This window comes from Pradoshia sp. D12 (assembly GCF_008935075.1).
GTDB lineage: Bacteria > Bacillota > Bacilli > Bacillales > Pradoshiaceae > Pradoshia.
Genome location: NZ_CP044545.1, coordinates 2,749,166 through 2,763,675, shown reverse-complemented (window position 1 = coordinate 2,763,675; position 14,510 = coordinate 2,749,166). Strand labels below are relative to the sequence as shown.

Here is a 14,510-nt window from a genome sequence, read left to right as displayed (position 1 = left end):
TGAAAGATGTTATTGGAACTCTCCATTCGTAATTTCGCCATCATTGAATCACAAACGCTCTCCCTCGATAAAGGTTTGACTGTACTTACTGGTGAAACAGGTGCCGGTAAATCTATAATCATTGATGCAGTACAGCTATTGGCCGGTGGACGAGGATCGTCTGAATTCATAAGACATGGTGAAGAAAAAGCTGAACTGGAAGGTTTGTTTCAGTTGCCGGATTCATTACACCCAGCCATAGAGAAAGCAAAAGAATTTGGGATTGAATCTGAAGACAATATAATTATTATCAGAAGAGATATGTATACCTCAGGGAAAAGTGTGTGCCGAATCAATGGGAAGATGGTTACAATCTCAACCTTAAGAGAGGTAGGGAGAAAATTAATTGATATTCATGGACAGCATGAACACCAGGAGTTAATGGATCCCGATTTTCATCTCCCTTTATTGGATCAATTTGGCGAGCAGGATATTAAACAATCTCTGACTGAATATCGGAAGCTTTATAAGCAATATAATGAAACCCGTCAGCAAATGAAAAAATTAAGTGAAAATGAGCAGAAAATGGCACACAGGCTTGATTTGATACAATTTCAATTTGATGAGATCCAAAAGGCTGAATTGGAGATTGATGAAGAAGAGCAATTAATGGAGGAAAAGCATAAACTGAGTAACTTTGAAAAGGTTCACCAAAGTCTACATAATTCCTATATGTCCTTAAATAATGAGAATGGCGGACTTGATTGGGTCGGTAATGCGATGACAGACCTACAAGGAATTGAACACATTGATGAACAATATAAAGAGTTATCTGAATCAGTGAAAAATGCGTTTTATATTCTTGAGGATGTAACAAGCTCGATTCGTTCCCAATTGGATTTATTGGAGTTTGATCCTGAAAGACTTCATGATATTGATGCAAGACTTAATGAAATTAATCATTTGAAGCGGAAATATGGTAAGACGATCAAGGAAATTCTGGAGTATGCTGCAACCATTGAGGAAGAGATTGATACGATATTGAATCGCGAAACACATCTTGAAAAATTAAAAACCCAGCTATCAGCTTTAGAGAAAGAAGTAATCCTAGAGGGCACAAATCTGTCAGAGCTGAGACAAAAATATGCACATCTTCTAACGGACGCAATCCACCGTGAACTTAAAGAGCTGTACATGGATAAAGCCGTATTTGAAGTGTATTTTCATCATTCTGGACAAGATCAATCCAATCTTATTGGTGAGAACGGGATAGATCAGGTGGAATTTTATATTTCTGCTAACCCTGGCGAGCCTGTAAAGCCGCTATCCAAAACAGCCTCCGGTGGAGAACTTTCACGTATTATGCTGGCTATCAAAAATATCTTCTCTCAACACCAGGGAATCACATCGATTATCTTCGACGAAGTAGATACAGGAGTCAGCGGACGGGTTGCACAGGCAATAGCCGAAAAGATATACCGTGTGTCGGAAGGCTCGCAGGTATTATGTATCAGTCACTTGCCGCAGGTAGCAGCTATGGCAGACATTCATTTATTTATCTCTAAGGAAATTACAGAAGGCCGTACAAAAACGAATGTCAAACCGCTTGAAAAAGAGGAACGAGTAATAGAGATTGGCCGAATGATTTCCGGTAAAGAATTAACAGCTTTAACAGAAGAGCATGTAAAAGAAATGCTGAATCAGGCTGATCAAATTAAATACAATATAAAGACAAACTGAGGAGCGTTCTCCTCAGTTTTTTTCAATACTATTGTCTCCTCATTAAAATTATCTTATGTAAATATTTTACCATTGTTATTCCTATCCATAATGGGTAGCTTTTTATTTTGTACTTTTGTTATAAAGTCAATCCCTCTCGGCAAAATTATAAGGGTAGCCATAGAAACGAGGAGAGTGAATGGATGAAATCGATATCAATAAGAAAATGTTTCGGTGTATTTCTCCTTGTTTCGCTGTTAGCCGTTATTTTTAGCCACCCAATGCAAAAATATTTTGAAATTCCCACCAAACTTACTTTATTTGAAGGACAAAATAAATCATTTAAAAAAAGCCAGTTCCTTAACGCAGAAGTGGTCTCTGCAAACTCTGGAGTTTTAATTGATAATCGTTCCAAGGCTCTGAATATTAAGGGCTCTAAAAATGGGTATAACCAAGTCGTTTTTAATATTGCAGGTATTCCTGTTAAAACGGTTGACATAGAGGTTTTAAAGGATTTTAAGGTAATTCCGGGAGGGCAATCCATTGGAGTGAAATTGAATACATTGGGTGTCCTTGTGGTAGGCCATCATCAAATAGCAACCGAGAAAGGCAACCTTTCGCCAGGTGAGATTTCAGGAGTGCAAGTTGGAGATATTATTACTGCTATAAACGGGAAACCAATTACCAAAATGCAGGATGTCGCTCCTTTCGTTCAGGAATTTGAGAAGAATAATAAACCGCTGATTGTAGATATATTTCGGGATAATGTAAAATTGACCAAACAATTATCTCCTTTAAAGGATAAGAATGAGAAAGTATTTAAATTGGGGTTATATATTCGTGATTCAGCTGCGGGTATAGGTACAATGACCTTTTACCATCCACAGACGAGAAAATATGGGGCTTTAGGTCATGTTATTTCTGATATGGATACAAAAAAGCCAATTGTAGTGAAGGATGGTCAAATTGTTAAGTCAACCGTTACCTCGATAGAAAAAGGAAGCAATGGAAATCCTGGAGAAAAGCTGGCTCGTTTTGCAGCTGATCGGGAAGTAATCGGGAATATAAACCGTAATTCTCCATTCGGTATTTTTGGACGGTTGAATCGGCAAGTGGACAATGGAGTAAATGATACACCAATGCCAATTGCTTTATCAAATGAAGTCGAAGAAGGACCAGCTGAGATTTATACAGTTGTGAACGGAAATAAGGTAGAGAAATTCGATATTGAGATAATCAGTACTATTCCGCAAAAATTTCCGGCAACTAAAGGAATGGTTTTGAAGGTTACCGATAAAGATTTATTAAGCAAAACTGGCGGGATTGTGCAAGGAATGAGTGGGAGTCCAATTATACAAAAAGGGAAGGTTATTGGCGCAGTCACGCATGTTTTTGTCAACGACCCAACAAGCGGATACGGAGTTCATATTGAATGGATGCTCAATGAAGCAGGTATTAATATCTATCAAAAGGATCAAAAAGCAGGGTAATTCAGCCTGCTTTTTCCTTTTATTGGTAGTATAATGGGGAGTAGAGTGGAGATTTTTCGACAATTGAATAATATTATTTGCATGTTAAGACGAAAACAGTCGAAATAAAGAGGATTCAGGAGCAAAACTTGTATTAATATATAATTTTAAGTATTTTTCATTTTTTCAATGCTTTTTATATTGCAATGTCGAATTTCTCGGTTAGAATAAAGATTAGAAATGATAGAAAATAAAGGAAATGTCTGAGGAGGATATCTGGTTGAAAAAAATAAAAGTATGTGTCGTTGATGACAATCGTGAACTTGTTGCTTTATTGGAAGAGTATATATCAGAACAGCCGGATATGGAGATTACAGGGGTTGCCCATAATGGACAGGATTGTTTAAGCATGCTTGAACAGCAAACGCCGGATGTTTTAGTACTTGATATTATCATGCCGCATTTGGATGGTCTGGCCGTTTTGGAGCGAATTAAAGATTCTCAAAAAGGAACGAGTGTTCCGAATGTCATCATGTTAACTGCTTTTGGCCAGGAAGATGTTACGAAAAAAGCGGTTGAACTAGGAGCGTCATATTTTATACTTAAACCATTTGATATGGATAACCTTGTCAATCATATTAGACAGACAGGTGAAAAGGGTGCTGGCATAGCGAGAACGAGCACATATACACCGCGTCAGCCATCGGAATCTAAGCCTCTAAACCTTGATGCAAGTATCACTAGCATTATCCACGAGATTGGGGTACCTGCGCATATTAAAGGCTATATGTATTTACGTGAAGCAATTTCTATGGTTTATAACGACATTGAACTGCTTGGTTCGATTACTAAAGTCCTTTATCCGGATATTGCGAAAAAATTCAACACTACTGCGAGCCGTGTAGAACGTGCTATTCGACATGCAATTGAGGTCGCATGGAGCAGAGGAAACATTGAATCCATCTCCTCATTATTTGGATACACAGTCAGTATGACGAAAGCGAAACCGACAAACAGTGAGTTTATTGCAATGGTCGCTGATAAGCTTCGACTCGAACATAAAGCATCTTAATCATATGTAATTGACGTACTTGTGATCTAACCCTTAGTGGTGCGACGCGATTAATTAATAAACCTTATGTACCAACTGTCTGGTTTATTATCATAAAGAGGTATCTGTGAAATGAAATTTGCATGGATACTTCTTTTCTTTCTAATCATCTGACCTTTAATCTGGATTAAATACCACATATTAGCTACAAAAGTTTACCCGTTTTGTTTTAACCCCTTCTTCATGTACTCCCCTAGCTTTATGCCTTGCAGATTTTCCTAATCTTGTGAGACTCGAAAATGAAAGAACAGCTACCTTTACGGGAATACTGTTTAATAATTACCTCCAGAGAAAATATCCTACTTCCTCCGGTTTTGTTAGTTTGTATTCTAAATCCTGTCCTATAAAATAGATGCATGAAATAAACTGATATAGGGAATAGGAATTTATATGTTTTGAACGGAGGTATGAATATTGACATTAATATTTGGACATAGAGGATATGCTGCTGTGTATCCGGAAAACACGATGATTTCTTTTATCGAAGCCTTTAATGCAGGTGCAGATGGGATTGAATTGGATGTACAATTAACGGAAGATGGTGAGCTTGTTGTCATCCATGATCTAACGGTTGACCGTACGACAGACTCAGAAGGTAATGTTCGTGATTTTACTCTTGCAGAGATTAAAAAGCTCAATGCTGCCAATAACTCCAAAACTGTAGAATTTGCTAGTATACCTACTCTTCGGGAAGTTATGGAGTGGTTGGCTACAAATGATTTACTATTGAACATTGAATTAAAAAATGGGGTATTTCCCTATCCAGGCATGGAAGAAAAAGTGATTGAAATGATTCGTGAGTATGACATGGAAGAGAGGACGGTTTTGTCCTCGTTTAATCACTATAGTATGGTCTATTGTCATCGATTGGCTCCTGAGATTGAAACAGCGCCATTATACTCAGATGGGCTATATATGCCCTGGATTTATGCAAGCTCGATAAAAGCGAAAGGGATTCATCCAAAATACAAAGCAGCACCTAATGAAATCATTGAGGAATCTATGAAAGCTGGGATTGCAGTCAGGCCTTATACGGTGAACCGCAAAGCAGATATGAAGCGATTATTTAAGGTGGGATGCACTGCATTTATTACGGATGACCCAGATAAAGCGATTCAGCTCAGGAATCAATATCAATAATTTCATCTGAACTTATCCATTTTCGTGGTATATTTATCCATATAGATAAATAGGGGATGATGAATTGTTAGTGTTACTCTGTATCGTCGGCTGCATAGTTATAGGGTATTTTACCTTTGCGATATTTGGCTACTTATATGGCGGTATAATTGTTTTGGGAATAGTATTAGGATGTCTTGTCAGAAGCTTATACCTTATAACTAAGGTACATAATTATCTTTTAAAAGATGAGCCAAGAAAAGATAAAGTAAAAGAGGCCTACCAAAAGTATTTGCAAGAAGGCAGATCATATAAGTAGACTAAAATGGGCAGCCTTTGGTTTAAAATTAGATATATGCGTACATAAATAGATCAACTAAAGTAGGATATAGCAATAGGATATCTTTTGGTTGGAGCCTTTCTAATCGTGATATAGTCGAAGCGTGGAATCGTGTTTCGTGAATAGCATTATAACAGACGAACGTATTGTATACGTTCGTTTTTTAGTATGAAAAAAGGTATTTCGGAAATGGAAAACGAATATATACTTTTTCAGCTAACGGTTAGAAGAGTGGAATGAGGTTACCAATTTTAAACTAATTTGTAAAACAAACTTTACTTTTGGTAAAATTAGTTTTACAATTAACTTAACAAATATTTACAAAGGAGGGCTTGTGTGGGAGGAGAGGGATATTTATTATCAAATAGAATTCGTATTCTAAGAGCCGAACGAAAAATGACTCAACAGGATTTAGCTAAAAGCGCAGGGGTTAGCAGACAGACAATTATTTCGATAGAAAAAGGTAACTATACCCCGTCATTAGTGCTAGCCTTTGATATTGCAGAAGCTTTTAATGTTGGGATTAATGAAGTATTCCAGTATAGAAAAAAAGGGGAGGGGTTATAATGGCAGTGTTTCTGCTTATCGCTATAATCGCGTATATATTGATCTTTTTTGGTTCTGTGTTCTTTAGTGTGAAATTCCAATTTGGAGACGAGAGTAAGGATGAGAGAGGGAAGGGTATATTAAACACATCTTACTCAATTGCTTTCCCGATATTCATATTAGGATGGTTCTTTATTTTTTTAATTGATGAATTTATAACACCATTTTCTTTTGATGGTTACAAAATGGCTATATGGTTCTTATTAACTGGAACCTATATTATTCACGCTGTTAGTTTATATAATTTGAAAAGGATTTCATAAAGTTTACTGGAAGTTCAGCCATTAAATAAAATAGTTTTACATCTTTTAGAACTAATTGCGAAATTAGGTCAATTAAGGAGACAGCCAATAAAAGCTGTCTCCTTCTTTAGTCATAAGTACCAAGGTTACGAACAAATCCTTTTATAATTCCCTCACCTCCTGCCTTATCCTCATATAGCGATTAATTTAAATAACATTTCAATTACCAACTCTTTTAAATATGTGTCATAAAAAAAGACCAAATCATGTAGGATCTGGTCTTCAAAATTGGTACTTCTATTGGCACCCTTGCAAAACTTAATGGTTGTATGCCTGTAAGGATCACCTGAAATTCATTTACGGACAGGTTTCTCACTAAATCGATTTTGAACTTTATTACGTTTTCGATCGCGATAAAACACGAATCCGGCAATAAAAGAAAGTCCGCCAATAAATAATAGTAAACCTAATAAAAATTGTACCCAAAGGGCAGGTAGCATTGGGCTGAGTCTGCCAAAAATCATGTCTCTCATCCATTTAATTCCGAGTGCGGTTAGAAGGCCCGGAATCAATAAAAGCGCAAAGGCGATTATCCGTTGCAATTCATCACGTCCTGATTAAGTGTATTTCTATCTTCAACTTTATAAAATATAGAAAATTTGTCAAGTTTATTCAAATAACTTATGATAGAGGAAACAATGAAAAAATTTGCACTATTCTGTACCCTCACTTCAAAAGGAGGAGATTGCCTTGCAAACAGTTTTGATTATTGGGGCGGGCACTGGAGGGCTATCCATTTTAAAAATCTTACTTGAGGCAAAGGATTATCAGGTTATAGGAGTGGTGGATCGTCATTCGAGTGCAGTGGGACTTCAATTAGCTGAACAAAATCATATAAAAACAGGTAGTGATTGGGTAGATTTTATCACTGATGGCTCGGATATCATTTTTGAAGTGACAGGGGATGAGCAAGTTTACCAGGATATAGCCCGCCATAAAAGTAATCACACTCTTTTAGTTCACGGGCAGATTGCCTTTCTGTTAGCCAATCTGATTCAAGAGAAAGAAAGTTTAATCAGGAAGTCGAAAGAAGAGGCTTATTTACATGAATTAGTTTTGAATGCGACCGATAACGGGATGGTACTTATAAATACAGAAGAGAAAATAATCTTTTTTAATCAGGCTGCAGCAACGATTACGGGTGTCCCCAGAAAACAAGCAATCGGTCAGCACATACATAGAGTTATTCCTGCGTCCCGTCTTCCTGAAATCCTCAAAACAAGAAAAACGGAGAGCAATCAACGGGCTCATTTGGATAAAAATTTAGATGTGGTAACAACCAGAATGCCTATCAAGAATGAAGAAGGCGGTTTACTGGGAGCTTTGGCCGTTTTCAAAGGAATCACGGAATTTACAAGCTTAGCAGAGGAAATTACAAATTTAAAGCATATTCAAAACATGCTCGAAGCTATTATTCATTCGAGTGAAGATGCCATAACTGTAGTGGATGAGGATGGGAATGGAATCTTAATTAATCCTGCGTATACCAGAATTACCGGGTTGACCGAAGAGGATGTCCTGGGCAAACCTGCTACGGCAGATATTACAGAAGGTAAAAGTATGCATATGCAGGTTTTGAAAACAAAAAAACCTGTCCGAGGCGTACGAATGAAGGTGGGGGCATCGAACCGGGATGTGGTGGTTAATGTAGCACCGATTATGGTGAATGGTTATTTGAAGGGAAGCGTTGGCGTCATTCATGACCTTTCTGAAATACAAAGCCTGACACAGGAATTGAAAAGGGCGAGACAAATCATTCGTAATCTAGAAGCTAAATATACATTTGACGATATTATTGGCCAATCTAAAGAGATGAAATTGGCATTGGAGCAGGCCCGTTTATGCGCCCGTACGCCAGTTACCGTATTATTGAGGGGTGAATCGGGTACAGGCAAGGAACTATTCGCCCATGCAATCCATAATGCCAGTGATCGAAAATATAATAAATTCATCCGCGTGAATTGCGCAGCGATATCGGAGTCGCTTTTAGAGAGTGAGTTATTTGGCTACGAAGATGGAGCTTTTTCAGGTGCAAAGCGTGGCGGTAAACGAGGACTGTTTGAAGAAGCCAATAATGGCAGCATATTTCTTGATGAAATTGGTGAGCTTTCTCAAAATATGCAGGCGAAGCTTCTTCGCGTTTTGCAGGAGAATGAAATAGTTCGTGTAGGAGGAACCAAGCCTATTTCCATTGATGTGCGTGTGATAACAGCGACCAATGTCAATCTTGAGAAAGCGATTGCAAAAGGAAACTTCAGAGAAGATTTATATTACCGAATTAACAGAATGCCTATATATATTGAGCCTTTAAGGGAACGTAAGGAAGATATTCCCCCATTATGCGTCCACTTAATCAAAAAGTTGAATTTGGAGTATGGCCGAAGTATTGAGGATATAAGCGGTGAGGCACTCATCATGCTTCAGGAATATGATTGGACTGGAAATGTAAGGGAAATAGAGAATATATTAGGGAGAGCCATAATTTTTATGGATCAGCATGAAAAAATTATACAAAAGAGGCATTTACCTGAAAAATTATTGAAGGCTGCAGAAGGTTCTCCTAACCATACAATCGAAAAAAGATCAACAATAAATGATAAACAAAGTTTAGCGGATCAATTGGATGAAGTGGAGAAAAGCATTATTATGCGTTCTTTAGAAAAGCATAATGGGAATAAAACTGCTGCCAGCCGTGATCTAGGTTTGTCTATTCGTAATTTTTATTATAAATTGCAAAAGTTTAGTCTTGAATAAATTTGCATGCAGAATTTTTCGTATGTGCAAATTTTTGCAGGTTCTATGAAAAAAGATTCTTCTAAAAAGGTAGATTACTCAACAAAATTCATGTTGGCACGATTCTTGCATCTAAAGACTGTGGGTGGACCAAAACAAGGGGCCAAGATGGTGGCTTGAGTTTTACAGCAGCTGTGCTGTTCATAACAAGTCTGCAGAGGAGGCAAGTTCAAGTACGGTCAACACCCTAAAAGGACCTAAAAAGCCAAATAACTTCATTTTAAATCTTAAAGTGTGAAAAGGTCAGTAAAAAGTAAAGGTTAGACCGAAGATAGAGAGGGGAAATGAAAAATGGAAATTTTTAAATATATGGAGCAATATGATTATGAACAATTGCTGTTTGTACAGGATAAACAATCTGGTTTAAAAGCTATTATTGCCATACATGATACAACCCTCGGACCTGCGCTTGGCGGCACAAGAATGTGGACATATGATACAGAGGATGCTGCAATAGAGGACGCTCTTCGATTAGCGAAGGGAATGACGTATAAAAATGCAGCTGCCGGCCTGAATCTCGGCGGAGGTAAAACCGTTATTATCGGTGATCCGCGTAAAGATAAAAATGAAGAAATGTTCCGTGCCTTTGGTCGTTATATTCAAGGGTTGAATGGAAGATATATTACGGCTGAGGATGTAGGAACAACAGTGGCTGATATGGATATTATCCATGAGGAAACGGACTATGTAACGGGTATTTCACCTGCTTTTGGTTCATCAGGAAATCCATCCCCTGTCACTGCTTATGGCGTGTACAGAGGAATGAAAGCAGCAGCAAAAGAAGCATTTGGCACAGATTCGCTGGAAGGAAAAGTAATCGCTATCCAGGGAGTAGGAAACGTAGCCTATAATCTTTGTAAGCATCTACATGAAGAGGGTGCACAATTAATAGTTACAGATATTAATAAAGAATCAGTGAATCGTGCTGTGGAGGATTTTGGAGCAAAAGCAGTGGATCCTGAAGATATATATAGTGTCGATTGTGATATCTATGCACCTTGTGCGCTTGGTGCAACTATAAATGATGAAACTATTACGCGAATCAAAGCAAGAGTAATTGCGGGTGCAGCTAATAATCAATTAAAGGAAACTCGTCATGGAGATGCCATTCATGAAATGGGTATCGTTTACGCACCTGATTATGTAATTAATGCCGGTGGGGTAATTAATGTCGCGGATGAATTATATGGCTATAACAAGGATCGGGCGTTGAAAAAAGTAGAGGGTATATATAGCAATATTGAAAGAGTCATAGAGATTGCTAAAAGAGACGGAATTCCGACCTATGTTGCAGCGGACCGAATGGCTGAGGAGAGAATTGAAAAATTAAAACAATCCAGAAGCCAGTTTTTATTAAACGGCCGCCATATACTAAATCGTCGCCGTTAGAGTCACCTGAGAATCAAGAGTCCGTATACGTGTAAACTTGCGGATTCTTGTTCTCTAATAAGGCTCATTTTTGGTTTGTGAATGAGGGTTAACTTAATAACCTCTGACCATGTGGTAAGACCAGTAGAATTAGGATGGAGTTATATGAGAAAGTGTGTATCCCTTAAATATTAAGTACTGAATATAGATGTTAGGATGTGGATTTTAAATGGCAACTGATTATGATTTGGTCATTTTGGGCGGTGGCACAGGCGGCTATGTAGCAGCCATAAGAGGCTCCCAGTTAGGTTTGAGAACAGCTATTGTTGAAAAGGGCAAGCTAGGCGGAACCTGTCTCCATGCTGGATGCATACCGTCAAAAGCACTTTTACGCAGTGCTGAGGTCTACCAAACTATCAAACATGCAGAAGAGTTTGGTGTGGAAGTATCCGAACCTCGTCTAAATTTTCTAAAGGCACAGGAAAGAAAAGAAAGAATCGTTGAACAGCTCCATAAAGGTGTGCAACATCTAATCAAACAAGGAAAAATCGATTTATATGAAGGGTATGGACGCATTCTTGGACCATCCATATTTTCGCCAATGCCAGGGACCATTTCAGTTGAGATGAATAATGGAATGGAAAATGAAATGTTAATTCCGAAAAATGTCATTATTGCAACAGGTTCAAGACCAAAATCCTTGCCGGGTTTAAAAATTGACGGTGAATTCGTAATGACATCAGATGAAGCTTTACAGCTATCCGAATTACCATCTTCTTTGCTTGTTATCGGAGGAGGAGTTATTGGAGTAGAATGGGCATCCATGATGGCTGATTTTGGAGTAGAGGTAACTATACTGGAATACGCAGATCGTCTTATACCAACAGAAGACCGAGATATTTCGAAAGAGATGCAAAGGATCTTAAAGAAAAAAGGTATTAGGATCGTTACTAGAGCAAAAGTAATGCCAGAAACGCTGCAAACTGGACAGGGCGTATCCATATCCGCAGAATTAAACGGAGAAAAGAAGGAATATAAGGCTGAAAAAATTCTTGTATCGGTTGGTCGCCAGGCTAATGTTGAAGGGATTGGTCTTCAAAACACCGATATACAAATTGATAACGGCGTAATAGCTGTTAATGAGTTTTATCAAACAAAGGAATCGCATATCTATGCCATTGGTGATGTGATTGGAGGCATGCAACTGGCTCATGTCGCAAGCCATGAAGGAATCACTGCAGTGGAGCATATAGCTAACCAAAGTCCACATCCTATCCAATACGATTTTATTTCCAGATGCATATATAGTAGTCCTGAGGCAGCAAGTGTAGGAATCACAGAAGATGAAGCTATTCAGCGCGGTCATAAGGTCAAGGTCGGAAAATTCCCGTTCAAAGCAATTGGAAAGGCATTGGTCTTCGGAGAGTCAGACGGTTTTGTGAAAATGATTTCTGATGAAGAAACGGATGATTTATTAGGTGTACATATGATTGGCCCGCATGTAACAGATATGATTTCTGAGGCAGGCTTGGCCCTTGTATTAAATGCTTCAGCTTGGGAGGTTGCTCATACTATTCATCCGCATCCTTCATTGTCTGAAGTGATTGGAGAAGCAGCTCTGGCTGTTGATGGAAAAGCGATTCATTCGTAAAAATTTGAGCAAGGCTTTAGAGGAGGTTTACTAAATGACAAAAAACAGGCATGAAGTCCTGGGATTAACGGACGAAATGGTATTGGAAATGTATGAAACAATGCTGATGGCAAGGCGTATAGATGAAAGAATGTGGCTGTTAAATCGCTCTGGGAAAATTCCGTTTGTGATTTCCTGTCAGGGTCAGGAGGCAGCTCAGGTTGGAGCAGCTTTTGCCCTTGATAGGGAAAAGGATTATGTACTGCCTTACTATCGCGATATGGGGGTAGTTCTAACATTTGGTATGACACCAACTGAGTTGATGCTCTCAGGATTTGCCAAGCAGGAAGATCCAAACTCCGGCGGCAGGCAGATGCCAGGTCATTTTGGTCAGAAGAAAAATCGAATTGTAACAGGATCATCGCCGGTTACCACTCAAGTTCCCCATGCAGTCGGAATCGCATTGGCTGGAAAAATGGAAAAGAAAGATTTGGTTACATTTGTAACTTTTGGTGAAGGTTCATCAAATCAGGGAGATTTTCATGAAGGTGCCAATTTTGCTGGTGTACATAAACTCCCTGTTATTTTTATGGTTGAAAATAATAAATATGCGATTTCGGTACCAATTGAAAAACAATTAGCCTGTGAAAAAGTGTCAGACCGAGCTATTGGATATGGGATGCCTGGTGTCACAGTAGATGGCAATGATCCGCTCGAAGTGTATAAAGCTGTTAAAGAGGCTGCTGACCGTGCTCGACGCGGGGAAGGCCCTTCTTTGGTTGAAACTGTATCCTACCGGCTTACTCCGCACTCAAGTGATGATGATGATCGAAGCTACCGTGCTCGAGATGAAGTGGAAAAGGCAAAAACGGAGGATCCGATTCTCACATTTGGGGCGTATTTAAAGGAAATTGACCTTCTGGATGAAGAGAAAGAAACAGAAATCAATAAAAGGGTCATGAAAATCGTAAATGAAGCAACAGATTACGCTGAAAATGCTCCGTATGCAAAAGCAGAAGATGCTTTGAAGTTTGTATATGCTGAGACGGAAGGAGAGTAAACCATGCCTGTCATTTCATATATCGATGCAATAACCATGGCGATGAAAGAAGAAATGGAACGAGATGAAAAAGTTTTTATCCTTGGTGAAGATGTTGGCAGAAAAGGAGGAGTGTTTAAGGCTACAAACGGGCTGTACGAGCAATTTGGTGAAGATCGAGTAATTGATACGCCTTTGGCTGAATCTGCTATTGCGGGGGTAGGAATCGGAGCTGCAATGTATGGAATGCGACCGATTGCAGAAATACAATTTGCGGATTTTATTATGCCGGCAATAAACCAAATCATTTCTGAGGCTGCCAAAATCCGCTATCGGTCCAATAATGATTGGCATTGTCCGATGGTCATACGTGCTCCTTACGGTGGTGGGGTACACGGTGCCTTATATCATTCACAATCAGTAGAGGCCATTTTTGCCAATCAGCCTGGTTTAAAAATTGTTATGCCATCTACACCATACGACGCAAAAGGGCTTTTAAAAGCAGCAATACGTGATGAAGACCCTGTACTTTTCTTTGAGCATAAACGTGCGTACCGTCTGATCAAAGGGGAAGTCTCCAATGATGATTATGTATTGCCGATAGGCAAAGCGGATGTAAAAAGGGATGGAGATGATATTACGGTTATCACTTATGGACTTTGTGTTCACTTTGCGCTTCAGGCTGCTGAAAAATTAGCTCAGGATGGAATCTCAGTGCATGTTTTAGATTTAAGGACAGTGTATCCCCTCGATAAGGAAGCAATTATCGAGGCTTCCTCCAAAACTGGTAAAGTGCTATTGATAACGGAAGATACGAAGGAAGGCAGCATAATAAGCGAGGTGGCGGCGATCATTGCCGAGAACTGCTTGTTTGAGCTGGATGCACCAATTAAACGTTTAGCAGGTCCTGATCTTCCGGCGATGCCATATGCTCCAACTATGGAAAAATATTTTATGGTCAACCCGGAAAAAGTGGAAAAAGCCATGAGAGAATTAGCAGAATTTTAAACTGATTGCGAAAGGAGATAAATAGCG

Annotated in this window: 13 protein-coding genes; 12 read left to right on the top strand and 1 reads right to left on the bottom strand. The window is 38.8% G+C overall.

The annotated features are described in order from the left end of the window. The first annotated feature begins 6 nt into the window (after positions 1–6). The 6 genes from recN to F7984_RS13190 all read left to right on the top strand — a co-directional run bounded on the left by recN (position 7) and on the right by F7984_RS13190 (position 6,606). The gene (gene recN / locus F7984_RS13215) at positions 7–1,719 is read left to right on the top strand and encodes a DNA repair protein RecN (RefSeq protein ID WP_066104921.1); all 1,713 of its coding nucleotides are present in this window, start codon (positions 7–9) and stop codon (positions 1,717–1,719) included. Between the two features lie 182 nt (positions 1,720–1,901). Then, the gene (gene spoIVB / locus F7984_RS13210; protein WP_066104920.1) at positions 1,902–3,188 is read left to right on the top strand and encodes a SpoIVB peptidase; all 1,287 of its coding nucleotides are present in this window, start codon (positions 1,902–1,904) and stop codon (positions 3,186–3,188) included. A 259-nt stretch (positions 3,189–3,447) separates the two neighbouring features. Next, complete coding sequence (gene spo0A / locus F7984_RS13205) at positions 3,448–4,239, top strand: sporulation transcription factor Spo0A (protein ID WP_066104919.1); 792 nt, start codon at positions 3,448–3,450, stop codon at positions 4,237–4,239. 453 nt (positions 4,240–4,692) lie between these two features. Further along, a complete protein-coding gene (locus tag F7984_RS13200; protein ID WP_140462039.1) occupies positions 4,693–5,418 on the top strand; it encodes a glycerophosphodiester phosphodiesterase in 726 nt (241 codons plus the stop codon). A 655-nt stretch (positions 5,419–6,073) separates the two neighbouring features. Next, positions 6,074–6,304: a helix-turn-helix transcriptional regulator gene (locus F7984_RS13195; RefSeq protein ID WP_139063837.1), complete on the top strand. Its 231-nt coding sequence runs from the start codon at positions 6,074–6,076 to the stop codon at positions 6,302–6,304. After that, entirely contained in the window at positions 6,304–6,606 is a 303-nt protein-coding gene (locus tag F7984_RS13190) for a hypothetical protein (protein ID WP_066104914.1), read from the top strand. The genes F7984_RS13195 and F7984_RS13190 overlap by 1 nt, the downstream gene beginning before the upstream one ends. Before the next feature lie 332 nt (positions 6,607–6,938). On the opposite strand, the gene F7984_RS13185 is transcribed toward F7984_RS13190, so the two are convergent. Then, positions 6,939–7,187, bottom strand: coding sequence for a DUF2627 domain-containing protein (locus tag F7984_RS13185; RefSeq protein ID WP_066104911.1), 249 nt, complete (start codon positions 7,185–7,187; stop codon positions 6,939–6,941). 148 nt (positions 7,188–7,335) lie between these two features. Between F7984_RS13185 and F7984_RS13180 the strand changes: the two genes are divergently transcribed. The 6 genes from F7984_RS13180 (at position 7,336) to F7984_RS13160 (ending at position 14,483) form a co-directional block, all read left to right on the top strand. Then, positions 7,336–9,399: a sigma-54 interaction domain-containing protein gene (locus F7984_RS13180; protein ID WP_066104908.1), complete on the top strand. Its 2,064-nt coding sequence runs from the start codon at positions 7,336–7,338 to the stop codon at positions 9,397–9,399. Between the two features lie 6 nt (positions 9,400–9,405). Continuing rightward, a complete protein-coding gene (locus tag F7984_RS19125) occupies positions 9,406–9,558 on the top strand; it encodes a hypothetical protein (RefSeq protein ID WP_192796810.1) in 153 nt (50 codons plus the stop codon). A 171-nt stretch (positions 9,559–9,729) separates the two neighbouring features. Further along, positions 9,730–10,827 carry a branched-chain amino acid dehydrogenase gene (bcd, locus tag F7984_RS13175; protein ID WP_066104907.1) on the top strand — a complete coding sequence of 366 codons (1,098 nt, stop codon included), beginning with the start codon at positions 9,730–9,732 and terminating at the stop codon, positions 10,825–10,827. Positions 10,828–11,035: 208 nt separating this feature from the next. Continuing rightward, the gene (gene lpdA / locus F7984_RS13170; RefSeq protein WP_066104904.1) at positions 11,036–12,457 is read left to right on the top strand and encodes a dihydrolipoyl dehydrogenase; all 1,422 of its coding nucleotides are present in this window, start codon (positions 11,036–11,038) and stop codon (positions 12,455–12,457) included. Positions 12,458–12,491: 34 nt separating this feature from the next. Next, positions 12,492–13,496, top strand: a complete 1,005-nt coding sequence (locus F7984_RS13165; protein WP_139892477.1) for a thiamine pyrophosphate-dependent dehydrogenase E1 component subunit alpha — start codon at positions 12,492–12,494, stop codon at positions 13,494–13,496. A 3-nt stretch (positions 13,497–13,499) separates the two neighbouring features. Then, the gene (locus F7984_RS13160; protein WP_066104899.1) at positions 13,500–14,483 is read left to right on the top strand and encodes an alpha-ketoacid dehydrogenase subunit beta; all 984 of its coding nucleotides are present in this window, start codon (positions 13,500–13,502) and stop codon (positions 14,481–14,483) included. Positions 14,484–14,510: the final 27 nt, after the last annotated feature.

Bases quoted from the DNA above. Each gene is read 5' to 3' on its own strand.
- recN (WP_066104921.1), top strand. From the start codon at position 7: ATGTTATTGGAACTCTCCATTCGTAATTTCGCCATCATTGAATCACAA.
- spoIVB (WP_066104920.1), top strand. From the start codon at position 1,902: ATGAAATCGATATCAATAAGAAAATGTTTCGGTGTATTTCTCCTTGTT.
- F7984_RS13190 (WP_066104914.1), top strand. From the start codon at position 6,304: ATGGCAGTGTTTCTGCTTATCGCTATAATCGCGTATATATTGATCTTT.
- F7984_RS19125 (WP_192796810.1), top strand. From the start codon at position 9,406: ATGCAGAATTTTTCGTATGTGCAAATTTTTGCAGGTTCTATGAAAAAA.
- bcd (WP_066104907.1), top strand. From the start codon at position 9,730: ATGGAAATTTTTAAATATATGGAGCAATATGATTATGAACAATTGCTG.
- lpdA (WP_066104904.1), top strand. From the start codon at position 11,036: ATGGCAACTGATTATGATTTGGTCATTTTGGGCGGTGGCACAGGCGGC.
- F7984_RS13165 (WP_139892477.1), top strand. From the start codon at position 12,492: ATGACAAAAAACAGGCATGAAGTCCTGGGATTAACGGACGAAATGGTA.
- F7984_RS13160 (WP_066104899.1), top strand. From the start codon at position 13,500: ATGCCTGTCATTTCATATATCGATGCAATAACCATGGCGATGAAAGAA.